We start from the raw sequence: 24,825 nt of genomic DNA, 5'->3' as shown, positions 1-24,825 counted from the left end.
TCGATTTACATTACGAAGCAGTACTGTAATCTATTCCTCCGCGGTTCGGTGAGATCCCGTGAAGGAGAAGAAGCGCCGTGACGTACATCGTGATGAACATGCTGCGGTTCCAGCCCGCCTGGCTCCGGCTGGAGCGTGCGCAACGCGCCGCCGTCTGGGAGACGGTCAAGGCGCTGGCCGACGGCGCCGAGGGGATCAGGCTGCGCTGGTTCGACGCGGAGGCGTTCTGTGCCGAGTACAGCGACATCCTGTTCGTGGAGACCGAGGACCTCTCTGCCTACTACATGTTCTGGGAAGGGGTCCGGGACACCGACCTGTTCTCCGTGCCGTATGTGGAGGTGAGGCAGGTCGCGATGGGGATCGAGGAAGGATTCGCCGCGTACGACAGGTCCGTCGCCGCCCGCGGGCCGGTGGTGGCCGGTGGCTGAGCGGACGTCCGCGCCGGGCCGCCCGCGCAGCAGCGAAGCCTCGGGACGCATCCTGCGAGCGACTGTCGAACTGCTGGCGGAGGGCGGGGCGGCCGGCGTGTCGGTCGACGCGGTGGCCGCCCGCGCGGGCGTCTCCCGGCCCACGGTCTACCGACGGTGGAAGGATCGTACGGAGCTGATCGCGGCTGCGGTCCGGGAGGCTTTCGCCCAGGCCAACCCCGAAGCCCCCGACACCGCCGATCCCCTGGCGGATCTCGTGACCGTGCTGTCCAACACGATCCGGCTTCTCACCGGCACACCTCTGGGGCGGGTCATTGCCGGACTGGTCAGTGAACTGCCCAGATCGCCGGAGCTCGCCGCCGCTCTGCGCGAGGTGGAGCGAGAGCGGCGGGAGATCCTGCACGAGGTGCTGCGACGCGCCGAGGAACAGGGGCGGCTGCGCGTGACGGGCGTGGCCCTGGCCGTCGAGGTCGTGCTCGGTCCGATCTACCTCAGACTGCTCGTTACCGGCGACCCCGTCCCGTCCGATCTCGCCGCGGAACTCGCCGCGCTCGTGGTCGCTCCCAGCGGTTCCGGACCACTGCCCGAAAACGCCGCAAGAGATCGAGAGTGACGGCCGCGAACGGTAGCAAACGCGCACCGAGCCCCGGAATCGCGCATCCTCAGCCGACATCGCGCATCGACCATCGGATTCCAACTTGACTCTGTTGGGGATCTTGGAGTTTCCCGGTGTGGCAGCAGGGTCGACGGGCATGCTCGGGTGGTTCCGCCGTCCGACGTTGCTGTCGAGGTGCCCGTTGTCCCTGCGCCCCCGTTCCGGCGAGACACGTTTGCACCGGCAGGTCCTTCAGCAGAAAGGCGAGGCGGGGTGCGTCGTATCCGGCTTCCGCGATGATGAGGACGTCCGGGTCCCCGCTCTGCCACTGGCCTGCGGTGAGAAGCCGCTCGACCAGGTCGCGCAGCTGCCGGGCGGTGACGGTGGCCGTGTCGTCCCCGGGGGCGACACGCAGCGCGTCCAGCGGCGCGGTCCACGAGCTGCGGCCGGGCTCAAGCGCGCAGATGATCGAGTAGGGCCAGCCGGGGACGGGGATGTGCTGGTCCTTGCCCCGGCCGTAGGTGTGGCACAGGATGCGCTCTGGTGAGGTGTGGGCGTCGGGCCGCAGCCAGCAGGCGACGTCGACGGCCAGGACCAGCCGACCGTCAGCAGCTCGCGGCAGCGGCACCGAGGCCAAGGTCCGCCGCATTCGTTCGGCGTCGACTCGGCCCTGGGCCAGCGCGGCGTAGAGGCCCCGTGTCCGCGGCGGTGTTCGCGCACCAGCGACAGCTCGGCCAGCGATCTCACCGGACCGTCACCGCACAGAACCGCATCCGCCAGCTCGAACAGAGCATCCGAACGAGCGGCGAGACAGGAGTAGAACTCGTCTCGGAAGCGTGACAGTTCCACCAGCGGCTCTCGGCGGGCATCGTGATGCAGCAGACTCATCCCCACGGCCTCCGTGCTGGACATGTGTGTTCCTTGGTCGGAGCACATGTTCAGACGAAGGCCGCTTCCATGCAGGGCGGTTACCGAACCAAGTGATCACGTACGACGCACCGTTCGACCACGCACGTTAAGGATCAAGTTAGTCGTGTGGTCGTTCAGGCTGGGGTGGAGGTCTCTACAGGCGACGCTGGCCAGACATACCCGTATGCTTCGGCGCCCTCCCGATCGCCGGCACAAACCACCGCGCCGTTCAGGGGGTGAGGGCGCCGCAGGGCAGCGACGATGCGTTCGCTCTGGAGCTCGGGGCTTTGATCGGTCACCTCGAAACCGACCATCAGCTGAACGGACGGTTCCGCGTTCACCTGCGGAACCCAGAGGGAGACAAGGACCCGGCGTGGGTCCGAATCCCACACCGAGACCCAGAACGTGTCACTGTCCCACGCAGCCAGGGGATTCGGCACGACAAGCAGCTGCTGAACCACCAGGTCGGCAACCTCCCACGCCGCCGACGGCCGCTCGGCCAGACCCACAGAACCCCCTCATTGAGGCCAACGGGCCCCATCCCACGCGTGCATACGACCCTGCCAACGACGTGAGAGCCGCATCTTACCGGCAGGGGCACTCGCCCCCAGGGGACTAGTGTCAGGGACCTCGAACCTCAATGCGAGGCAAAACTCGTTGGCACGAGCCAGGCAACTCATGTATCTCATATGCCGATGACGATCTTTCACTGTGCTTCGTGCGGCGTTCGGCTGACAGCAGACCTCCACCAGATCGATGAGGTGCCCCAGCGCCCGGCCCGTGACGGACTGCCCGTCGACGGGGTACGCAGGGCGCCAGCCACGATGCCGCGCGGCTTCTACGCAGTCGACCCCGACCCGACCGGCACACCGCTCGTGCCCAGCCAGGACCAGGACAGCTTCATCCCGGCCTACCCGGGCGGACCGTCGATGGACGACGAAGGCGTCGAGATGGTCTCCGGAGGACCACGCAACACACTGCTGCTCCACCCCGAGGACATGCCGGACCTCAGCTGGCTGAGCACCGGCGAAGTAAACTGCTGCGGCTCTCCTGGGTGGCCTTCCTCGACCGGTGTGGCGTTGACGGCGGGGGTGTCACCCCGCGCACGGCCAGGGCGTCGGCGTCGACCGGGCAACCTGCACGGCGGCGCGCCGCACCGTGCCGTCGGGCCTGCGGCCGGGATTATCGCTGCGTGGCCCGTGTCGGAGCCGGACCCGTGTGCCGCGCCCGCAGCCGCAGGTTGACTTCGTGCTGGTTTAGAAGGGCGCGATCAACGTGAGGTGGGCCACGGAGCTCGCGGGCCAGGAAAGTTCGCCCTCGCCGGCAAGGATCGTGGCGGACGCCGTGCCGGAGTTCGAAGCCCGGTAGGTCCAGTTGTTGGTCATCGGGACAGATACTTTGTCCGTCGTGCACGTCTTGGCCATCCGACACGCCTTGCCCTTCGAGGCGAATGTCCGTCCGTTGTTACCCGACAGGGCAACAGTGGGCCGACTGATGGCGACTGGCCGCTCGCAGTTCTGCGTGGCAGAGGCATACACTCGACCGTTCTGACTCCACATGGAGACACGGTTGGTGCACGAGATCACAGCGCCGGACGACGGCTTGTATGCCCTCCCGGAAGCGCTGTATATGGTGCCAGCCTGGGCCGAGGTTGCCGTAGCTATCACGGTTGCGGCCACGGCAGCTCCCATCCCCAGAACACGTGTAATTCGCTTCATGAGTTCCTCCCGTTTTCACGTTCGTGCACATCGCGTACCGACTGCGCGGAGTGGTCAACTCGAGCAGACACGGCCTGTGCAGGTGCCTCCGAACCTAAGATCAAAATCGAAGGAAGACGAGTTCCTTCTTGCACACTGCGATCAGCCCAGAGTTTCGCAGTGCACACCGAACGGACCTGCCAGCCGCCGCGGGCTGGTCTCGAGCTACGGAAGGCGCACATCGCCCGCGGCTCGGAGGGAGTGCAGGGGGTGTGCGAGTGATTCAACTACGGCCGCCTGACAGCGGCCGAAATCGTTTCCCCGCGTACGGCTACCACTTTCCCCAAGGCGGTCCCCACCCTGGCGCTCTCCACCCTTGACTGAACACGATCAGTCACCGCCACGGGCGCTGCCGCACCGTCCATACCGTTGCGAACGCGGTGCCCGTGGCTCGGGGTCCGGTACACGTCGAGGGAGCGCCGATATTCGCCCTTTTCGCGGCCGTTGACGGCCGGCCGCGCAGCCCCGAGAGCACCCGTGGCGGCCGATCACGTGTCAGAGGTCCTGCCGTCGTGCACCGACCGGGCGACGATCACCCGAACACGACCCTCGTTCGACCAAGGGCTGTCCCGTCATTGATCTCCGGCCTCAGTGTCGATGGGGTAGTTGGGCGTTGGAGTCTGCCCCTCGGACCAGGGGTGGTCTGTGGGAACGCGTTCTGGCCTTGATCGCCTGGTGGACGATGACCAGCGCATACACCCCTTGAGGGAGCGGACGGAGACGTGGCGGGAGCGGGCCAGCAGCATCGGGGTGGAGGTGCCGTCGGTGCCCACACCCGTCAAGTACCGGTCGACCGCAGCAGTACGTGGCCGGAGGGGCACAGCGACACCACCCGGGCGCGCGGAAGCCGAAGCGCGCCCCCACTTCCGAGTTCCGTCACCGGTTCAATCGTCATCGCCCACCCGGCCCTTCTGGTATCGCCGCAGTAAATGCGTACACCTCGCCTGGAGCAATGCTCAAGACCTGTGGATGGGTCTCGGGAGGGGGAGAGTCATGAATTAGATCGGGTGCCTCGCGGAATGCGGAGGGCTAGCCTTCCCGATTGATCGATTGATGGTCACCGAGGAGACCCGCGTTGCATCGCGGGTTGGGAAGGTACGCCCGTGCTCAGCGTCGTCAACAACGACGGAACCATCGAGTCCGGATCCCTGATGGACGACATCGTTCGCGAGGGTGCCCGGCGGATGCTTGCCGCGGCCTTGGAGGCCGAAGTCAACCAGTACATAGCCGAGCTGGCTGGTGAGCGGGACGAGGTCGGCCGTCGTCTGGTGGTCCGCAACGGCCATCATCGTGAACGGACGGTGAGCACCGCTGCCGGGCCGCTCGCGGTGAAGGCGCCCCGCGTGAACGACAGGCGCGTCGATGTGGAGACCGGTGAGCGCAAGCGGTTCTCCTCAAAGATCCTCGCGCCGTGGTGCCGCAAGTCCCCGAAGATCAGCGAGGTCCTGCCCCTGCTTTACCTCCACGGACTGACCTTCGGGGACTTCGTGCCCGCGATGGAGCAGTTCCTGGGTTCCTCGGCCGGCCTCTCGCCGGCGACGGTGACCCGGCTGACGAAGCAGTGGACCGACGACCACACCGCCTTCCAGACCCGTGACCTGTCGGATTCCGACTACGTCTATGTGTGGGCCGACGGTGTCCACCCCAAGGTCCGCCTCGGCCAGGCCCACTCCTGCGTCCTGGTCCTCATGGGCGTGCGCCCCGACGGCCGCAAGGAACTCATCGCGCTGGCCGAGGGGCTGCGTGAATCGACCGAGTCGTGGGCGGATCTGTTGCGTGACTGTGGCCGACGCGGCATGCGCGATCCCGAACTCGTCGTCAGTGACGGTGCGATGGACCTGTGGAGAGCCCTCGCGGAGGTGTTTCCGCAGGCCAGGCACCAGAGGTGCTGGGTTCACAAGGTCCGCAATGTCATGAACGCGCTGCCTAAGTCAGGTCAGCCCGGCGCGAATAAAGCCCTGCAGGAGATCTACAACGCCGAGGACCGCGATCACGCCGAGAAGGCGATCAAGGACTTCGAGCGCGCCTATGGAGCGAAGTGGCCGAAAGCGACCAAGAAGATCACCGGCGAGGCCGACGAGCTTCTCGCGTTCTACGCCTTCCCCGCCGAGCACTGGGTGCACCTGCGCACGACAAATCCCATCGAGAGCACCTTCAGTACCGTGAAGTTGAGAACCAAGGTCACCCGCGGGGCCGGCAGCCCGGCCGCGGCACTGGCGATGGTGTTCAAGCTTGTTGAGTCCGTGCAGGAGCGTTGGCGGGCGGTCACCGCACCGCACCTTGTCGCCCTCGTCCGCAACGGCGCCCGCTTCGAGAGCGGCATCCTGGTTGAGCGCGAAGAGACCGCGGCAGCCTGATCAAACGCCACCTCCAAGGATGCGCTCGTCGTTCCAGTCAGGAACCGTTGTTTTGCCGGAGAGCCAGTCACGTCGCAGAATCGCATACCCGACGGCGTCTCAAACTTCGCCGTCGGTCGTCGGCCAGGCGTCGTGATAGTGCGCTTTCTTTGCGTAACCGCATCCTTGAAAAGCGCGGCGCATCGCTATGTTGTCCTGACGAGTGGTGCCCTCGATCCGCTGGACCTGCGGAAACTCGGTGAACACGTACCTGGTGAGCCAGGTCGGGGCCTGTCCTCCGAGGCCCCGCCCTCGGTGCTCGGAGCGGATACGCAGATCGAACAGCGGAGTGTCGTCACACAGGTCCATCAGAGCCCGGAACCGATTTTCCAGGCCGCCGGCGGAACGATGCCCCGACCCGGCTCTTCGAGCGGCCCGTATACCAGTGGACGTAGATCTCGACGATGTCGACCACGGTGAATGTTCTCCTTGCCATCCCGCGTGTCCGTTGACCTCTCGGCCCGTAGGCCGAGGGACGACTGCAACTCCGAGATGGTCAGGTCCCTCAACCCGGCTCCGGCATGGCCATGGGAAGACCAGAGGAATCGAAAGAGAAGACGACGCGGCGGCCAAACCATCCGAAACGGGGAACGCAAGTCCGGAACCGCGGACGATCATCTGCCGACCACGGCCACCGCCCCCTTGGGGAAACGTGACCACGAGGGTGGCGAATTGGCTGACGTCGGACCCGCCGGACGTGGGGAATTGGATGACCGCTGACACGGCTGGATGGCGCTGGAGGTGGGCGGTGACGACGCCGCGGGAGAGGGGCACCCCCGCGGGGCCGCATCACGTTCCGGCGCGGCCTCGGTCGCCGTGGTGGAAGCTCCAGGCCTCGATGTCGCGGTAGTGGATCGGGCCCGGGCCGCGGCCGATGTTGCTGCCGACCAGGTGCAGGCGTGCGGTCCGCCACCGGCGACCGGAGAACGCGGCCAGTCCGGCGGCGGCCTCCACCACGCACGCGGGATCGTTGCGGCGGGTCCGGGCCAGTGTGAGATGGGGGCGCAGCGGCCGGTCCTCGAAGGGGACACCGCATGCCCTGACCACGGCGCGCACCTCGGAGGCCAGTACCTGCAGGCCTTCGACGTCCCCGCCGACCCCGCTCCACAGGACCCGCTCGTCGAAGTGTCCGCCACCGCTCAGCGCCAGGTCGAGGCCTTGGCGGGTCGCGGCCAGCTGCGCGAGCGGGGGCCGCAGCAGCGGCACGGTTCCCACCGGGAGCTCGCCGAGGAACGCCAGGGTGATGTGCCAGTCCTCGATGCGGTTCCACCGCAGGCCCGGGTACGCCGCGTAGGCGGGCCGCAGCGCCCGCGCGAGCTCCTCTTTGGCGTCGTCGGGCGGGGCGAGCGCGATGAACACGCGCACGGTCGAGGGCCGGATCTGTTCCTTCACAGGAATCTTCGTACCGCACGACCCGCGCTGCGGTCACCTTTCCGCCCCTCCGCGGGGGCCGTCCGCGGGGGTCCGCCGCCCGGCCGGGGAGCGTACCCGGGGCGGGGAGGACGCCCGTATGCCGTTCGGCCGGCCGGACAACCGGCATGACTGATGAGGAAGTTGACATTCCGCCGTGTTCTTGGCGGAAAGTGCACGGCGCACGTGTCCGGAACCGCTGAGGCATTGATCAAACACGGCGCGGCTCAAGATCACCGAATCGAGGTAATCCCCCCGTCCCTCCATGGGGCATCCGCTCCATGGGCCGTTAGTGTGCTTGCGGATCTAGAGGGATTGCCCGGGTATTCACCCTATTTTTCTTCTTTCAATGGTGACGTGCACACGCGTGCGCCGATCACCGCCCGCACGAAGGAGAGCCCTGCGCGATGACCGTGGACACCAGCCCAGAGGCGCAGCTGGAGCCGATCCGGCAGACCAGTCTGGGCACGGCGGCCGCCCGCAACCTTGCCACCACGACCAAGTCCGCCCCGCAGATGCAGGAGATCACCTCCAGGTGGCTCCTGAAGACGCTCCCCTGGGTGGAGACCAAGGGCGGCACCTACCGTGTCAACCGCCGCCTCACCTACACCGTCGGCGACGGCCGCATCGAGTTCGTCCAGGACGGGGCGGACGTCCGGGTGATCCCGCGCGAACTCGGCGAACTCGCCATGCTGCGCGGCTTCGAGGACGAGCAGGTGCTGGTCACGCTCGCCGACCGGTGCGTCCAGCGTGACTTCCGCGCCGGCGAGGTGCTGATCGAGCGCGGGGCCGTCGCCGACCGGATCCACCTGATCGCCCACGGCCGCGTCAGCCAGACCTCGGTCGGCAAGTACGGCGACGCCATCGCCGTCTCGGTACTGGCTGACGGCGACCGTTTCGGTGAGAACGCGCTGCTGGACGCGGACGCGACGGCCGACTACACGGCCACCGCCGAGACCTCCGGCACCCTGCTCACCCTCTCCCGCGCCGACTTTGGCGCCGTCCTCGACGCGGCACCGAACCTCCGGGCCCACGTCGAGCGGTTCGGCTCGCTCCCGCACCAGCGGCAGAACAAGCACGGCGAGGCCGAGATCGCGATGTCCGCCGGCCACACCGGCGAAGCCGCGCTCCCCGGCACCTTCGTCGACTACGAACTCAAGCCGCGCGAGTACGAACTCTCCATCGCCCAGACCGTGCTCCGGGTCCACACGCGTGTCGCCGACCTCTACAACGGCCCGCACAACCAGACCGAGGAGCAGCTCCGACTCACCATCGAGGCGCTGCGCGAGCGCCAGGAGCACGAACTCGTCAACAACCGGGAGTTCGGGCTCCTGCACAACGCCGACTTCAAGCAGCGCATCCAGACCCACTCCGGGCCGCCCACCCCGGACGACATGGACGAACTGCTCTGCCGCCGCCGCGGCACCAAGTTCTTCTTCGCCCACCCCCGGACCATCGCGGCGATCGGGCGGGAGTTCAACGCCCGCGGTCTCTACCCGGACCACGTCGACCTCGGCGGCCAGCAGGTTCCGGCCTGGCGCGGGGTACCGATCCTCCCGTGCAGCAAGATCCCCATCAGCAAGGAGAACACCAGCTCCATCCTCGCCATGCGCACGGGCGAGGACAACCAGGGCGTCATCGGCCTGCACCAGACCGGACTTCCGGAGGAGTACGAGCCGGGCCTGTCCGTGCGCTTCATGGGCATCAGCGAGCAGGCGATCATCTCGTACCTGGTCACCACCTACTACTCCGCCGCCATCCTGGTGCCCGACGCGCTCGGGGTGATGGAAAACGTCCAGATCGGCCGCCGGCGCGACTGACGGCCCGGCCGCCAGCAGCCCGGACCCTCCCGGGCCGGCCGACCGTGCCCGGGAGGGTCCCGCACCGCCCACCCCCATCACCTAGGAGCCACGGATGCCCGTTCCCGGGCCTTCCCCTGCGCAGTCGAGCCTGCCTGCCGCCGCGGCCCGCTTCGGAACCCACGGTCACGGCCGGGGCGCCGACCCCGTCACCGGAGGCAAGCCCGCGCTGCCGACCGGGCCGCCGCTGCCCTTCGGGCCGGCGACCCGGCCTTCCCACCCCGTTGCCGTTCCCGGGCCGTTGCCCGTACCCGGCGAAGGAACCACTGAAGGACCCGGGGGCGACCTGGTCGCCGCGCCGGTGCGGGAGGCCGCCGCCGCGCCGGCAACACCGAACCCCGCCCTGGAGCGGATCATGCGCGGTCCCAGCGGTGTGGGTACGGCGGGGCTGTTCTTCACGCCGCGCCCGGCACCGACCGCCAGCCCGCCTGCGGTGGCCGACGTGCCCGCTCCGCGGCCCGCCGCGGAGGGCAGGCCGGTCCCCGGCCTCTACCACCACCAGGTCCCGGAACCCGACCCCGTCCGGGTCGAGGAGGTCAGCCGCCGGATCAAGCGCTGGGCCGTGGACGAGGTCGAGGCCTACCCGCCGGAGTGGGAGGACCAGTTCGACGGCTTCTCCGTGGGCCGTTACATGGTCGCCTGCCACCCGGACGCCCCGACCGTCGACCACCTCATGATCGCCACCCGGCTGATGGTCGCCGAGAACGTGGTCGACGACTGCTACTGCGAGGACCACGGTGGATCGCCCGTCGGACTAGGAGGAAGGCTTCTGCTGGCGCACACCGCTCTGGACCCGGTCCACACGACCGCGGAGTACCAGCCGGCCTGGGCGCAGTCACTCCTCTCGGACGCCCCGCGGCGCTCCTACCGCTCGGCCATGGAGTACTTCACCCGGGCGGCGACCCCGTCGCAGGCCGACCGGTACCGGCACGACATGGCCCGGCTGCACCTGGGGTACCTCGCCGAGGCCGCATGGGCCGAGACGAAGTACGTCCCCGAGGTGTCCGAGTACCTGGCGATGCGCCAGTTCAACAACTTCCGCCCCTGTCCCACCATCACCGACACCGTGGGCGGCTACGAACTCCCGGCCGATCTCCACGCCATGCCCGCCACGCAGCGGGTGATCGCGCTCGCCGGCAACGCCACCACCCTCGCCAACGACCTGTACTCCTACACCAAGGAACTCGAAAGCCCCGGCCTGCACCTGAACCTGCCGGTGGTCATCGCGGCACGGGAGGGCCTGTCCGACAAGGAGGCCTACCTGAAGGCGGTGGAGGTCCACAACGACCTCATGCACGCCTTCGAAGCCGCGGCCGCGGAACTGGCCGCCTCCTGCCCCGATCCACGCATGCTGCGCTTCCTGCGGGGCGTGGCCGCCTGGGTCGACGGCAACCACTACTGGCACCAGACCAACACCTACCGCTACAGCCTGCCCGATTTCTGGTAAGGATGGATCCCTCTGTGACTAGCACCGATTTCACCGTTGCAGCCCCCACGTCCGCCTTCATTCCCTCCCCGGCGACGCCCTACCAGGGCGACATCGCCCGCTACTGGGACCACGAGGCGCGGCCGGTGAACCTCCGCCTCGGAGATGTCGACGGTCTCTACCACCACCACTACGGCATCGGTGACATCGACCACGCGGCCCTCGGGGACTCCGGCGACAGCGCATACGAGAAGAAGCTGATCGCCGAGCTCCACCGCCTGGAGTCCGCGCAGGCGGACGTCCTGCTGAACCACCTGGGCGCCATCGGCCGCGACGACACGCTCGTGGACGCCGGCTGCGGCCGCGGCGGTTCGATGGTCATGGCCCACCAGCGTTTCGGATGCAAGGTCGAGGGCGTCACCCTGTCGGCCAAGCAGGCCGACTTCGCCAACCAGCGCGCCCGCGAGCTGGGTATCGAGGACTCCGTCCACGCCCGCGTCTGCAACATGCTCAACACGCCGTTCGAGACGGGACAGGCCGCCGCCTCCTGGAACAACGAGTCCAGCATGTACGTCGACCTGCACGACCTGTTCGCCGAGCACTCCCGCGTCCTCGCGGTCGGCGGCCGCTACGTGACCATCACCGGTTGCTGGAACCCGCGTTACGGCCAGCCCTCGAAGTGGGTCTCCCAGATCAATGCCCACTTCGAGTGCAACATCCACTCCCGCCGTGAGTACATGCGGGCCATGGCCGACAACCGTCTCGTGCCGCAAGTCGTGATCGACCTGACCCCCGAGACCCTGCCGTACTGGGAGCTGCGCGCCACGTCGTCTCTGGTCACGGGCATCGAGGAGGCGTTCATCAACTCCTACAGGGACGGCTCCTTCCAGTACGTGCTGATCGCCGCCGATCGCGTCTGACGCCGAACGGGGACGGCCGGGCCCGTGACGACGGGTCCGGCCCGGCACGACGGGTCGGGTCCTGGCCAACCGCGTCCGGCGGATCCCGGGCGCCGTCGGTCCGGGCCCGCAGCGGCGCCTTGCCGATCCCGTACCTGTTCCGGGCCCGTCCCGGTCCGGGACCGTCCGGTACCGGCCAAACTCGGAAGAGATCGATCCGGACTCGCGCTAGGGTGCGCGCGTGAGTCTTCATGTGGTCGTGGGTTTCGGACCCGCAGGCGCCGCCACCGCCCGTTTGCTGGCAGAGCAGGGACATTCCGTACGCGTCGTCACCAGGTCGGGCAGAAGCCCGGAACCGGGGCTCGAACACGTCGCGTTCGACGCGGCGGACCGGGAGCGGCTGATCGCCGCCGCACGGGGCGCGACGGCGATCCACCACTGCGCCGCACCCCCCTACCACCGCTGGGTGCGCGCATGGCCGCCGCTCGTCGCGTCGGTCTGCGCCGCGGCCGAGGCCACCGGTGCCGTCCTGGTCATGCTGGGCAACCTCTACGGCTACGGGCCGGTGGACGGCCCCCTGACCGAGGAACTCCCGCTCGCCGCGACCGGCCCCAAGGGCCGGGTCCGCGCCGCCGCGTGGGAACAGGTGCGGACCCTGCACGAGCAGGGCCGCATCAGGGCGGTCGAGGTGCGGGCCAGCGACTTCTTCGGCCCGGGCGTCACCACCGGGGGCCACCTCGCCGGACGGGTCGTACCGGCGCTGCTGCGCGGCAAGCCGGTCGCCACGCTGGGAGATCCGGACGCCCCGCACAGCTGGACCTACCTTCCCGACGTGGCCGCGGCGATGGCCGAGGTCGCGGGCGAGGAGCGGGCCTGGGGGCGTCCCTGGCACATTCCCACCGAACCTCCCCGGTCCGTACGGGAGATGGCCGACCGGCTCGCCGCGGAGTCGGGGAGCGGGCCGGCGGTGGTGCGCAGGATCCCGTCGGCCGCACTGTCGCTTGCGGGGCTCTTCTCGCCGCTCATGCGTGAACTGGGAGAGATCCGCTACCAGTTCGACCGCCCCTTCGTGGTTGATGCGACTGCCTACGAGGAGGCTTTCGCGGTGCGGGCCACCCCCGTCGCCGAACAGGTCACGGCCACCGTCGACTGGTGGCGTGCGCGATCGGCCGCCCGATGACCTCCGTGACGGGGGCGCGGAGCCCGGGGGAGGGGCACGCGGCGATAGCAGTCGTGGGAATGGCCTGCCGGTTCCCGGGAGCCCGGAACCTGAACGAGTACTGGCGGCTGCTGACGGACCCGCGACCGCAGTTCTCCACCATCCCCGACACGCGCTGGCGCAGTGCGGCCTTTCTCAGCGGCGACTTCCGCGACACGTCGTCCACCTACACCGACACCATGGCCGTGCTGCCGGACGTGGGCCACTTCGACGCGGCGCACTACGGCATCCCGCCGCGCCGGGCCGCGGCGATGGATCCCCAGCACCGGCTGCTGATCGACCTGACCCGTGAGGCGGTCCAGGACGCGGGCTGGGAGGCCGACGGCTTCGACCGCGAAGAGACCTCGGTGATCACCGCCCTCACCGAGAGCGGCTACCGCGAGCTGAGCACCATGCGGATACGGATGCGCCAGCTGGCCGGAGGTGAGTTCGGGGCGAGGGCGACGGACTCCGGGACGGAGGCCGTACGCGCCGTCCAAGGTCTGCACGGCACCTCCGTGGCTGGGCTCCTCCTCAACATGGGGCCCAACACGATCAGCTCGGTCTTCGACCTGCACGGCGAGAGCTACGCCCTGGACGCCGCCTGCTCCGGCGGGCTCATGGCCGTCGCCAACGCGGTCCACGCGCTGCGCGCGGGCCGGTCCCGCATCGCGATCGCAGGTGGCGCCCAGCTGGTCCTCACCCCGGACCTGCTGGTGGGACTGTGTCGGATCGGTGCCATCTCGCGCAGCGGCAGATGCCTGCCCTTCGGTACCGACGCCGACGGATTCGTCCTCGGGGAGGGCGCCGGGGTGCTGGTGCTGCGGCCACTGGCCGACGCCCTGTCGGCCGGCGACCGGGTCTACGCGGTGATCCGCGGTGTGGGGACGGCCAACGACGGGACCGTCCAGGGCGGCATGCACCCGCAGGCGGGCGGCCAGCTCAGGGCCCTGCGCCGGGCCTACCGCGACGCGGGCCTGCCCCCGGGCGAGGTGGGCTACCTGGAGGCGCACGGCACCGGGACGACCGTCGGGGACCCCGTCGAACTCGCGGTCCTGCGCGAACTGCGCGGTGAGGCCGCGGCCCCCGCCCACCTCGGCGCGGTGAAGGCGGTCGTCGGGCACTCGCTCAACTCGGCGGGCCTGGCCGGACTGATCAAGTCGGTCCTGGCCGTGCAGCGGGGGGTGATCCCGCCGCAGCCGGACTTCGCCCTCGCCGACACCACCGTCCTCGACGACGCTCGACTGACCGTCGCGACGGCACCGGTCGCGTGGCCCGGGAGCGACCTGCCCCGCCGGGCCGGGGTGAGCGCCTTCGGCTTCGGCGGCACCGGCGTCCACCTGGTTCTGGAGGAGCACGCTGGGCCGGCGGTCCGCCCGGTGCCACCCGAGGGGCCCCGCGAACTGGTCCTCACCGCGCGCGACCGGGCCGGACTGGCCCGGTACGCCAGGGACGTGGCGAGGTCGCTCACCGAGGACCGGCCGCCGCTGGCCCAGGTCGCGGACACCCTGGCCCGGCGGGCACCCCTGCAGGAGCACCTCGCGCTGTCGGCCCGGGACCCCGCCGATGCCGCCGCCCGCCTGATCGCGGAGGCCGCGGCGCTGGAGGCCGGACGCGCTGTGGAGCCCGGGCCCGCGCCGATGCCCGCCGAAGCCTCCGCGGCCCGGCGCACACCCCCGTGCACCCTGCCTCCCAGTCCGCTCGCACCCCGCCGCCACTGGGTCGTGGACGACGCGGCGCGCGCGCTGGACACCCCGGCGGAGCCTGCCGGGTCCCCGCCGGCGGTGGGCGCGGCCGCCGAGCCGGCCGTGGCGGCGCCGTCCCGGGCGCCGGCTCCGTCCCCCGCGCCCCGCGAGGACGCCGTGTCCATCGTGTTCGAGGAGGTGTCGCGGACCGGGGTGTTCCCCCGCGAGGACCTCGGCGAGGACATGGCGCTGGTGGCCGGCCTCGGGTTCGACTCCCTCATGCTCCAGGAACTGGCGGTCAACATCGCCAGGCGCGCGCCCGGATTCCGCACCGAGGACCTGTTCGCGCCCGAACTCACCGTCGGTGCCCTGATCGCGCTGATCGATCCGGGCCGCGCCCGGCCGGCGGCTTCCGGCGGCCCCTCCCGCGAGGCGCGGCCGGCCGAGTGGCGCCGAGATTCCACCACTGTCGACGACTTCCCGGAGGTCTCCCTCTTCGAGGAGCGCCTGGCCTCGGTCACCGCCGGCGGGTCCGGCTTCCCGTACTTCCGCGTCCACGAGGGCACCGTCCGCGACACCACGGTGATCGGCGACCGCTCGTACCTCTCCTTCGGCTCCTACAACTACCTGGGGATGTCGGGCCATCCGGCGGTCAACGAAGCCGCGCACCGGGCCGTGGAACGGTACGGGACCTCCGTCTCCGCGAGCCGTCCGCTCTCGGGTGAACGGGAGCTGACGGTCCGTCTCGAACGCTCCCTGGCCGCCTTCCTCGGCGTCGGGGACTGCCTCACCCTGGTCAGCGGCCATGCCACCAACGTCACCGCGATCGGGCACCTCGTCGGGGCCGGGGACCTCGTCCTGCATGACGCGCTGGCCCACGACAGCATCCTCCAGGGATGCGCCCTGTCCGGGGCGGCGCGCAGACCCTTCGCCCACAACGACCGCGGCGACCTGGAACACCTCCTGAGAGTCAACCGGTCCCGTTTCCGACGGGTGCTGATCGTGGTGGAGGGTGCCTACAGCATGGACGGCGACCTGGCGGACCTGCCCGCGTTCATCGAGCTGAAGAAGCGCTACGGCGCCCTGCTGATGGTCGACGAGGCGCACAGCATGGGCACCGTCGGCGAGCGCGGCCGCGGCGTGGGCGAGTTCTTCGGCGCGGACCGCTCCGACGTGGACGTGTGGATGGGCACCCTCTCCAAGTCCTTGGCCAGTTGCGGCGGTTACCTGGGTGGATCGGCCCGTATGGTCCGCTGGCTGCGGCACACCCTTCCGGGCTTCGTCTACAGCGTGGGCCTGACCCCGGCGAACGCGGCCGCCGCACTGGCCGCCCTCGAGTTGATCGCCGCGGAACCGCACCGGGTGCGCACCCTGAGGGCGAACGCCGAGCTGTTCCTCGGACTGGCCGCGGCGGCCGGCCTGCCGACCGGCGCCAGCGCGGACACCCCCATCGTCCCGGTCGTCCTCGGCGGCTCGGCGCGGACCCTGCACGTCGCGGACCAGCTGTTCGCCCGCGGGGTCATCGCCGATCCGATCTTCCATCCCGCCGTGGAGGAGGGACAGGCGAGGCTGCGGTTCTTCCTCACGTCCGAACACCGCCGGGACGACATCCGCCGGGCGGTCGCCGTGCTGGCCGAGGAGGTGGCGGCGAGCGCCGCGGTGTGACCGGGCCACGTCAGAACAAGGTGCGTTCGATGCGGTGGAGCATGGCACTCGTGCCCGGATCGCCGGCGGCTTCCGCCTCCCCGGCGGAGGCCGTCCGATCCCGTCCTTCGCCGGTGGCGCCCATCCGCTGGGAGAGCAGGTAGGCGATGATCTCCGCCTCCTGCTCCTGCACGTCGTCGTAGGCGGCCCGCAGGAGCATGTCGCGTACGAGTTCGGGGTCGAGGTTGGGGAAGAGCAGACGGGCGGCCGTCTCGTCCAGCCCGCCGGCCCCGCGATGGCAGCAGATGATGTGGCCCAGCTCGTGCAAGATGATGTGCTCCTGATGCGCGCTGGTGGTGTTGGCGTCGTAGAAGATGAGGTCCTCGTCGCGGGCGGCGACCCACATGCCGCACGGATGCGTCGCAGGCATCTGCATCGGGACCAGGAGGATGGGGCGGCCCCGTGCCTCACCGAGGTGGCGGCACAGCTCGGCCACGTCGGTCGCCTTCGGCAGGTCGAGTTCGGCGATCCGCTGCGCACCGGCCTTCCGGAGCTTCTTGAGGCGGCTGCGGCGATCCTGGTCCGCCGACCGCTCCTTCCTGGCGCCCCTCATTCGGGGCCGGACGGGTCGTCGACCGGCGGCAGGCCCTGCAACTGCCGGTACTGGTCCATGATGGCCGTGATGGCCTGGAGGTTCTCCTTCTTCATCCCGGCCGCCCGCATCGCCACCGCCCGGACCCCGGACTGCCGCAGCGCCTCGATCGCGGCGACCTCGCTGAGGACGGACTCGGCCACCTTGTCGTCGAAGAAGTAGGCGACCGATACGCCGAAGAAGCGGGCGAGGGCGGCCAGGAGGTCGGGCGAGGGATTGGAGCGCTTGCCGGTCCGCAGCTGCGACAGATACACACCCCCGGCCTTGAGTTCGGGGTTGGCCCGCTTCAGTTCCTCCGCCACCTCGGCGTTGGTCCAGTGCCGGCCCTTCGGGCGAACCGTCTTGAACAGGTCGTCGAGACGCACTGCGAGCAGGGGCCGGTCATCGCCCCCGGTCTCGGTCTCCGTCATGGTGAACCTTCCTCCCGTCACCTCCTCGGCATAGCCCGTGGCTATACGTCAGTTTCCCAGAATAGCGGTCAGTTGACAATTGGCCGGGACTCCGCCAACGTTGGGTCTCGCCGATAGCTGTCAGCTAACGCGACTCACGGGGGAAACGGGGTCGGGTTGCTGCTGCGGAGAATCGGACTGGCCCGGCCCTCGGGGGATGGGCCGGGCCAGTCCGGGCGGAAGCCACCCGTCCGGCCCGATGAAACACGGGGGAACGGGAGTGCCCGCCCGGTTTGACGGGGGATGCAAACCGGGCGGGAGCTCTCAACTCGCCTTACCGAGCTTACTGTAGGCGGCGGCAACCTGGGTGAGCCAGGCTACTTCCGCCACGAAGTTGTCCGTGTCGCGGTCGTCGAAGTCGCCCGCGTCCTTGCTGTGATCGGGGACCGTCCCGGTCCGCTTGGCCTGGAGGGCCTGCCTGATCTGCGCCGCTTCCGCGAACGCCTGTCGCAGCTCCTCGCCCGCCTCCCCGTTCGCCCCGTCGGCGGTGTTCGTCTCCCGGTCGATGTACGGGCGCAAGTCCCGCCACCCGTCACGGATTTCGACCACCCGGCGGTGCAGCCGGTAGTTGAGGTCGGAGACAGACGCCCCCGGGGGTTCCAGCGCGATGTCCGGCGAGGACTCGTAGAGGTCCCGCCACAGCGGATGCAGCGCCCGGTAGGCGCGGTAGCTGCGGGCCCACTCCTTGAGCCGGGAAACGGGCGGCCCCCACAAGGAGTTGATCAGACTGAGCGAGAGGATCACGATGCCCGTCGCGCTGAAGACGTTCGAGGCGAGCTTCCAGGCGCCGATGTCCACCCCGGTCGCCGCGGTCAGGATGTTGACCGTACGGGCCGTGCAGTACAGGAACAGCACCACGGCGGCGACGGAGAGCATCCGCAGCGCCTGCCGCAGCGAGGCGTTGTCCGTCATCCGCGCGTACGGGCCGCACTGCCGGTAGATCGTCACGCACGGCACCGCCTGGGACACGACGAAGACCAGGAGGTAGGTGAGCAGCAGCGGCCTGCTGGTCCCGTCGAAGTCGGAGGTGGGCCGTCCGGGTCCGTCCGCCAGGAAGAACAGGGCCGTCAGCAGCACGTCGAGGACGATGCCGGTGACGAGCCAGTACCGTGTCCCACGGGCCGCGGCCTCGTCCGTGGCAGCCCATCGCAGCAGGATGATCTGCGCCGCGACGCAGAAGGCCACGGCGGCCAGGTGCATGATGAGGATGGCCAGGTTGCCGACGCCCAGGAAGCTTCCACCACCCATGGCGACGGCTCCCATGGTGAAGGTGAGGCACTGCAGCAGCAGGGTGGCGATCAGTGCCCGGTAGGCGCCGTCCCGCCAGCTGCGCCGGGCCTGGGACAGGCGGTAGAAGAGCGCGGCGTAGGAGGAGAGCGCCGCTGTCGCGAAGCAGAGGGTCCGGATGGCGTTCACGTCAGCGGTCGCCCTCGCCCACCGGGACCTCAAGTCCGACGGTCTCGGCCGCCACCGCGACGGCGTGGTCGAAGTAGGCGGCCTCGTCGAGGACGCTGTCGTGCGTACGGCTGAAGACCTGGAACGCCAGCAGGCCGATCAGGCTGCTCCACAGCACGATGCCGCGCTCGACGACGTCCGCGAAGGGGGCCTCGGGCGCACCGCCGAAGAGCTCCAGGGCCTCCGGTCGCAGCAGCCCGCCCGGCAGCGTCCGGCGGGGCGGGACGAGTTCGCCGGCCGCCAGTGCGGATCGCAGGATGCCGGCGAGCACCGCGGGGGTGCGCGAGGCGGGCGGGACGGTGTCCTGCGGGGCGTGGTAGCCAGGCACGGGCGAGCCGTAGATCAGGGTGAACTCGGCGGGGTGCGCGAAGGACCACTGCCGCAGTGCCCGGGCCGCCGCGAGGAGCCGGGCGCCCCCCGTGGCACCGGCGTCCGCGGCGGCCCGGTCGGCCCGCTCCATCGCGGAACCGGACGCGTCGTAGGCGTCGATGACGAGCGCGGTCAGCAGGTCGTCCCGGTGCGGGAAGACCGCTTGCACATCGGCGACGGCGAGACCGCTCTCGCGGGCCACGCCGTCCAGGGACAGGCCCGACGCCCCCAGTTCGGCCAGTTGCCGGCGTGCGGCGTGCTTGACCACCGCGGCCGGAGCCACGTCGTCGCTCGGATGGGTTGTGGAAACGTCCATGCCGGAACCGTACCCGTGGACGGCCGTGTGAGGAGCCCGGTCACCCGAACACCCGTGCCCCCCGCCGTGATTCGGCCACGGAGGGGGGCACGGAAGGCCGGTACGCGTCACCCGTCCCGGCCTCGGTGCGTGGGCCGGTCACCGGCGGCGGGTGGGCGGAGTCGGACCTCCGCCACCGCCCACCGGTTCAGGAGACGGTGACGAACCGGCCGATGCTCGGCACCCCTTGGGCGTCGAGGGCGAACAGCATGTACGTCCCCGGCAGCACCACACCGGTGTCCGCAGGGATGGATACCGTGTACGAGCCCGCCCCCGCCGGCGTGGACACGAGCGGTACCCGCCGCTGGTCGTTGTCGGTGGAGTGGGTCGCGGCCGAGGCCCGCATCAGGACGAAGGAGGCCACGGACGACCCGGTGCTCACCGTCAGCTGCGTGCCGGGCGACGTCCGGGGAGGCACGCCCCCGGTAATCACCGGCCGCGGCTTCGGCGAACCGTCGGCGTTCAGCAGGTAGGGCGGAGTGAAGACGGCTCCGTCGGGGTGGTTGGTGGCGCAGTCGCCGCACAGGCCGCCGCCGCCGGAGAAGACCCGGCCGTCGGGCAGCAGGTTGGCCACGCTGTGGTAATTGCGCGGGACGGCCATGGAGGCCAGCGGGGTGAACCTGCCGGTCGCCGGATCCCAGAGCTCGGGCGTCAGGACCGAGGTCGCATCGCTGAACGGCACCGGATAGGCCTGGCCGCCGAAGACCGCCACCTTGCCGTCGGGCAGCACGACGCTGTTGCCGAACGCACGGGGGTGCTCCATGTCCCCGGTGCGTGCCGCCTGGACCTGGCTGCCCGAGATGCCCACGGTGTACGCCCGCCGCGTGGCGGGGGAGTCCTGGTAGGCCGGAGAACCGCCCAGCGTGACCAGTTTGCCGATGTCGTACGGAACGGCGTTGCCGGTCATGGCGTCCTGGCTGTCGGCCCGGGTGCCGGCCGGCGTGATGCTGCCCTGGCCGCTGGTGGAGATCCAGTTCATCTGCTTGCTCGGGCCGACCTGGAGCACCTTGCCGCCCGAAACGGCGTGCAGCCACATGTGGTTGTCGGCGCGGTACGGCCCGGCCGGATCGGCCGTCAGCGCCGGGGAGGCGGGAACGCCGGGAAGCCTCCGCCAGGTGCGGGTGTCGGGCGACCAGACCTCACCGGCCTTGTCGGTGCTCGCGTTCCCGCTCCAGGAGCCGCCGAGGACGAAGGCCTCGCCGGTGGAGAGCAGTGTCATGGCCTGGTAGCCGCGGGCGATGTTCATGCTGGTGGTCGCGGACCAGGAGTCGGAGGCCGGGTCGTAGATGCTGGCCTTCTCCGCGTTGCTGCCGCCCGTGACCAGCACCCGGCCGTCGGCCAGCATCGCTATGCCGGGGCAGAACATGTCGTGGCCGGTGTTGTCGATGCGGCGCTGGGTGACCCTGCCCGTCTTCAGGTCCAAGATCGCCGTCTGGGTGTAGCCGTTGCTGCCGCCGAAGCGGTCGACGGCGTACGCGGACCAGGCGAGCAGCTTGTCCCCGGGCAGGGCGGCGGTGGCCACCGGGACCAGGGGGAAGCCGATGATCCGGCCCCAGGAACCGTGTACGGCGGGGTTGGCCGGCCCGCTCAGGCGTATCTCCGCCGCCGAGGTCCAGGGACCCCGGCCGCCCGCCTCGGCGGTCACGGTGAGACGTACGTACCGGGCCTGCTCGGCACGGATGAAGGTGGCGGTCTTGACGGTGTCGTCGTCCCGCCAGGTGCCGGATGCCACCGCGGCGCCGAAGGAGGTGCCGTCGGTACTGGTCGCCACGGTGTATGAGCCGGCACGCCCGTTGGGGCCGTCGGCGCGGGGCTGGTAGACGAGGGCGGAGACGACCGCGGTGCGGTGCATGTCGATGGTGATGCTGTGCGGCAGGGGCGCGGGGGTGCCGGTCCACTTGCTGTGCCAGATGGTGGTGGCGTTCCCGTCGAGGACGTTGGCGGCGCGGCCGTTCTCGCCGGTGGTCTCCTCGTCGCTCGCGCTCGCCGTCCACCCGGCCCGGGACAGGTCGACGGTGGCTTCGGGGGTGCCCGGGTCGCCCAGCAGGTTGATTTCCGCGGCCGAGGTCCAGGGCCCGCGGTTGCCCGCCTCGGTCGTCGCCGTCAGTCGTACGAACCGGGTGCCCGTCGGGGCGAAGCCGAGGGTCTTGGTGGTGGCGTCGTCCGCGAGCGTGCCGGTGGCGACGGGGGTGCCCCAGTTCCGGCCGTCGGCGCTCACGCTGATGCCGTACTCGCCGACGCGCCCGTTCGGCCCGTTCGCACGCGGCCGATAGACGAGGGCGGAGACGACCGCGGTGCGGTGCATGTCGATGGTGATGCTGTGCGGCAGGGGCGCGGGGGTGCCGGTCCACTTGCTGTGCCAGATGGTGGTGGCGTCGCCGTCGAGGACGTTGGCGGCGCGGCCGTTCTCGCCGGTGGTCTCCTCGTCGCTCGCGCTCGCCGTCCACCCGGCCCGGTCGAGGACGGGGGCGGTGGGCTCCATGGCGTTCGCCGGCGCGACGCCGTGGTGCGGCGACTGCACCGCCGCCTGCTGGTCGGTGGGCACGGGCGCGGCCCGCGGCCCCGGTGCGCGGCCGGCCGCTGCGGTGCTCGTGACGCCGAGCCAGGGCGTCAGGCCGATCAGCAGGGAGCCGAGGGCGAAGGCTATGAGCAGGTGGGAGCGGCGTAACGGGCCGGGGAGCGCGAAGGAGCGCCTGGGCTGCAATCTGACCTCCTGGGGCGAACTGATGTGCCCCGTAGAAGATAGTCAGATAGCGTGCAACTCGTCCGGGAACAGCCAGAGTTGGCGGGAACCGTGTGCCGGACCCAGCCCCGCACCCGGCCCGGCCGCACCGCACCCGGCCGGATCGGCCGCGGGGTCCGCGGCGGTGGGGCCGCGGACCCCGCGGCCGTCAGGCGCCGACGTAGGCCGCCAGGTGCTCCCCGGTGAGGGTGGACCGGTCGGCGACGAGGTCGGCGGGTGTGCCCTCGAAGACGATCCGCCCGCCGTCGTGGCCGGCGCCGGGCCCGAGGTCGACGATCCAGTCGGCGTGCGCCATGACCGCCTGGTGGTGCTCGATGACGATGACCGACTTGCCCGAGTCCACGAGCCGGTCGAGTAGGCCGAGGAGCTGTTCGACGTCGGCGAGGTGGAGTCCCGTGGTCGGCTCGTCGAGGACGTAGACCCCGCCCTTCCCGGACATGTGCGTGGCCAGCTTCAGGCGCTGCCGCTCGCCGCCGGACAGCGTCGTGAGGGGCTGGCCGAGGCTGATGTAGCCCAGCCCGACGTCGGAGAGCCGGCCGAGGATGCGGTGCGCGGCCGGGGTGGCCGCCTCACCGGATCCGAAGAACTCCAGGGCCTCGGTCACCGACATCGCCAGCACCTCGCTGATGTCGCGACCGCCCAACCGGTGTTGGAGAACCGACGCCTGGAACCGCTTGCCCTCGCAGTCCTCGCAGGTGACCGCCACACCCGCCATCATCGCCAGGTCGGTGTAGACGACTCCCGCGCCGTTGCAGGTGGGGCAGGCCCCCTCCGAGTTGGCGCTGAACAGCGCCGGCTTGACCCCGTGCGCCTTGGCGAAGGCCTTGCGGATCGGGTCGAGCAGCCCCGTGTACGTCGCCGGGTTGCTGCGCCTGGAGCCTCGGATCGCGCCCTGGTCGATCGACACAACGCCCTCGCCGGCCGGGATCGAACCGTGGATCAGCGAGCTCTTCCCGGAGCCGGCAACCCCGGTGATGACGGTGAGCACGCCCAGCGGGATGTCGACGTCGACGTCGCGCAGGTTGTGCGTCGCGGCGCCGCGGATCTCCAGCCGGCCGGTGGGTTCGCGTACCGCGGGTTTCAGGGCCGCGCGGTCGTCGAGGTGCCGTCCGGTGATGGTGCCGCTCGCGCGCAGTCCGTCGACGGTCCCCTCGAAGCAGACGGTGCCGCCCGCTGTCCCGGCGCCGGGACCGAGGTCGACGACATGATCGGCGATCGCGATCGTCTCCGGCTTGTGTTCCACCACGAGCACCGTGTTGCCCTTGTCGCGGAGCCGCAGCAGCAGGCCGTTCATGCGCTGGATGTCGTGCGGGTGCAGACCGGTGGTGGGTTCGTCGAAGACGTAGGTGGTGTCGGTGAGCGAGGACCCCAGGTGGCGGATCATCTTGACGCGCTGCGCCTCGCCGCCGCTGAGGGTGCCTGCGGGGCGGTCGAGGGAGAGGTAGCCGAGCCCGATCCCGACGAACGATTCGAGGGTGTGGTGGAGGGAGCCGAGCAGTGGTGCCACCGAGGGCTCGTCGAGGGAGTCGACCCATGCGGCCAGGTCGCTGATCTGCATCGCGCACGCGTCGGCGATGCTCACGTCCTTGATCTTCGACGACCGGGCCGTCTCGGTGAGCCGGGTGCCGTCGCAGTCGGGGCAGGTCGTGAAGGTGACCGCACGGTCCACGAACTCCCGGATGTGCGGCTGCATCGACTCCCGGTCCTTGGCGAGCATCGACTTCCGGATGCGGGGGACGAGCCCCTCGTAGGTCATGTTGATGCCCGCGATCTTCATCCGGACCGGTTCGCGGTGGAGGAAGTCGTGCAGCTCCCTCTTGGTGTAGCGGCGGATCGGCTTGTCGGCGTCGTAGAGGCCCGACTCGCTGTACAGCCGGTAGCTCCAGCCGCCCGGCTTGTACCCGGGGACGGTGAGGGCGCCGTCGTTGAGCGATTTGGAGTCGTCGTAGAGCTGGGTGAGGTCCAGGTCGGTGACCGAGCCGCGGCCCTCGCAGCGCGGGCACATGCCGCCGGTGATGCTGAAGGACCGGCGCTCCTTCACGGTCCGGCCGTCGCGCTCCACGGTGACCGCACCCGCACCGCTGATGGAGGCGACGTTGAACGAGAACGCCTTGGGTGAGCCGACGTGAGGGCTGCCGAGCCGGCTGAACAGGATGCGCAGCATCGCGTTGGCGTCGGTCGCGGTGCCGACCGTCGAGCGGGGGTCGCCGCCCATCCGCTGCTGGTCGACGATGATCGCCGTGGTCAGCCCGTCGAGCACGTCGACCTCGGGCCGGGCCGGCGTCGGCATGAACCCCTGGACGAAGGCGCTGTACGTCTCGTTGATCAGCCGCTGCGACTCCGCGGCGATCGTGTCGAAGACCAGCGAGCTCTTGCCGGATCCGGAGACCCCGGTGAACACCGTCAGTCGGCGTTTCGGGATCTCGATGCTCACGTCCTTGAGGTTGTTCACACGGGCGCCGTGCACCCGGATCAGGTCGTGGCTGTCGGCAGCGTGCCGGGCGGGGGGCGGCGTGGTGTTCCGCGTGGCCATGCGCGAGGTGTCTCCGTCCATGGGGAGGGCCGCGGTCACGGTCACGCCGGATGGCGTGGACGT

At 70.2% G+C, this 24,825-nt stretch carries 17 protein-coding genes and 1 pseudogene; 8 read left to right on the top strand and 10 right to left on the bottom strand.

Annotated elements, in window-relative coordinates:
• Positions 1–77: 77 nt before the first annotated feature.
• Together AW27_RS01985 and AW27_RS01980 are read left to right on the top strand one after the other, a co-directional pair.
• The gene (locus AW27_RS01985; RefSeq protein ID WP_052030129.1) at positions 78–428 is read left to right on the top strand and encodes a darcynin family protein; all 351 of its coding nucleotides are present in this window, start codon (positions 78–80) and stop codon (positions 426–428) included.
• Positions 421–1,041: a TetR/AcrR family transcriptional regulator gene (locus tag AW27_RS01980; RefSeq protein WP_052030130.1), complete on the top strand. Its 621-nt coding sequence runs from the start codon at positions 421–423 to the stop codon at positions 1,039–1,041. Before AW27_RS01985 ends, AW27_RS01980 begins: the two co-directional genes overlap by 8 nt.
• A gap of 109 nt (positions 1,042–1,150) precedes the next feature.
• On the opposite strand, the pseudogene AW27_RS01975 reads toward AW27_RS01980, so the two are convergent.
• The 3 genes and pseudogenes from AW27_RS01975 to AW27_RS01965 form a co-directional block, all read right to left on the bottom strand.
• Positions 1,151–1,911 (bottom strand): annotated as a pseudogene (locus AW27_RS01975) (transposase); the annotation flags it as partial.
• Positions 1,912–2,066: 155 nt separating this feature from the next.
• A complete protein-coding gene (locus tag AW27_RS01970; protein ID WP_037917081.1) occupies positions 2,067–2,441 on the bottom strand; it encodes a hypothetical protein in 375 nt (124 codons plus the stop codon).
• Between the two features lie 747 nt (positions 2,442–3,188).
• Positions 3,189–3,317, bottom strand: a complete 129-nt coding sequence (locus tag AW27_RS01965) for a hypothetical protein (RefSeq protein WP_269084412.1) — start codon at positions 3,315–3,317, stop codon at positions 3,189–3,191.
• Between the two features lie 1,475 nt (positions 3,318–4,792).
• On the opposite strand from AW27_RS01965, the gene AW27_RS01960 reads away from it, so the two are divergent.
• Positions 4,793–6,046, top strand: a complete 1,254-nt coding sequence (locus AW27_RS01960; protein WP_106967512.1) for an IS256 family transposase — start codon at positions 4,793–4,795, stop codon at positions 6,044–6,046.
• An 828-nt stretch (positions 6,047–6,874) separates the two neighbouring features.
• Here the strand turns inward: AW27_RS01960 and thpR are convergent.
• The gene (gene thpR, locus AW27_RS01955) at positions 6,875–7,477 is read right to left on the bottom strand and encodes an RNA 2',3'-cyclic phosphodiesterase (protein ID WP_037917083.1); all 603 of its coding nucleotides are present in this window, start codon (positions 7,475–7,477) and stop codon (positions 6,875–6,877) included.
• A gap of 425 nt (positions 7,478–7,902) precedes the next feature.
• On the opposite strand from thpR, the gene AW27_RS01950 reads away from it, so the two are divergent.
• From AW27_RS01950 to AW27_RS01930, 5 genes are all read left to right on the top strand, one after another.
• Positions 7,903–9,315 carry a family 2B encapsulin nanocompartment shell protein gene (locus tag AW27_RS01950; RefSeq protein WP_037917085.1) on the top strand — a complete coding sequence of 471 codons (1,413 nt, stop codon included), beginning with the start codon at positions 7,903–7,905 and terminating at the stop codon, positions 9,313–9,315.
• Between the two features lie 94 nt (positions 9,316–9,409).
• Positions 9,410–10,801: a family 2 encapsulin nanocompartment cargo protein terpene cyclase gene (locus AW27_RS01945; RefSeq protein ID WP_037917087.1), complete on the top strand. Its 1,392-nt coding sequence runs from the start codon at positions 9,410–9,412 to the stop codon at positions 10,799–10,801.
• A 2-nt stretch (positions 10,802–10,803) separates the two neighbouring features.
• Positions 10,804–11,700, top strand: coding sequence for a geranyl diphosphate 2-C-methyltransferase (locus AW27_RS01940; RefSeq protein ID WP_078555939.1), 897 nt, complete (start codon positions 10,804–10,806; stop codon positions 11,698–11,700).
• A 220-nt stretch (positions 11,701–11,920) separates the two neighbouring features.
• Positions 11,921–12,859 (top strand): NAD-dependent epimerase/dehydratase family protein, encoded by a 939-nt coding sequence (locus AW27_RS01935; protein ID WP_037917092.1) that lies wholly within the window; start codon positions 11,921–11,923, stop codon positions 12,857–12,859.
• On the top strand, positions 12,856–16,227 hold the full coding sequence (locus AW27_RS01930; RefSeq protein ID WP_052030235.1) for an aminotransferase class I/II-fold pyridoxal phosphate-dependent enzyme: 3,372 nt from the start codon (positions 12,856–12,858) through the stop codon (positions 16,225–16,227). The genes AW27_RS01935 and AW27_RS01930 overlap by 4 nt, the downstream gene beginning before the upstream one ends.
• Before the next feature lie 10 nt (positions 16,228–16,237).
• Here the strand turns inward: AW27_RS01930 and AW27_RS01925 are convergent, their stop codons facing one another.
• From AW27_RS01925 to AW27_RS01900, 6 genes are all read right to left on the bottom strand, one after another.
• A complete protein-coding gene (locus AW27_RS01925) occupies positions 16,238–16,819 on the bottom strand; it encodes a toxin (protein ID WP_037917096.1) in 582 nt (193 codons plus the stop codon).
• Positions 16,816–17,268, bottom strand: a complete 453-nt coding sequence (locus AW27_RS01920) for a helix-turn-helix domain-containing protein (RefSeq protein WP_037917099.1) — start codon at positions 17,266–17,268, stop codon at positions 16,816–16,818. Before AW27_RS01920 ends, AW27_RS01925 begins: the two co-directional genes overlap by 4 nt.
• Positions 17,269–17,571: 303 nt before the next feature.
• Entirely contained in the window at positions 17,572–18,723 is a 1,152-nt protein-coding gene (locus tag AW27_RS01915; protein WP_037917104.1) for an MAB_1171c family putative transporter, read from the bottom strand.
• Between the two features lies 1 nt (position 18,724).
• The gene (locus AW27_RS01910; RefSeq protein ID WP_052030131.1) at positions 18,725–19,447 is read right to left on the bottom strand and encodes a TetR-like C-terminal domain-containing protein; all 723 of its coding nucleotides are present in this window, start codon (positions 19,445–19,447) and stop codon (positions 18,725–18,727) included.
• 187 nt (positions 19,448–19,634) lie between these two features.
• Positions 19,635–22,190: a galactose oxidase family protein gene (locus AW27_RS01905; protein ID WP_236647479.1), complete on the bottom strand. Its 2,556-nt coding sequence runs from the start codon at positions 22,188–22,190 to the stop codon at positions 19,635–19,637.
• A 187-nt stretch (positions 22,191–22,377) separates the two neighbouring features.
• Positions 22,378–24,762, bottom strand: coding sequence for an ATP-binding cassette domain-containing protein (locus AW27_RS01900; RefSeq protein ID WP_037917111.1), 2,385 nt, complete (start codon positions 24,760–24,762; stop codon positions 22,378–22,380).
• Between the last annotated feature and the right edge of the window lie 63 nt (positions 24,763–24,825).

The organism is Streptomyces sp. PCS3-D2 (assembly GCF_000612545.2).
GTDB lineage: Bacteria > Actinomycetota > Actinomycetes > Streptomycetales > Streptomycetaceae > Streptomyces.
This window is presented reverse-complemented; position numbering and strand designations above follow the sequence as displayed.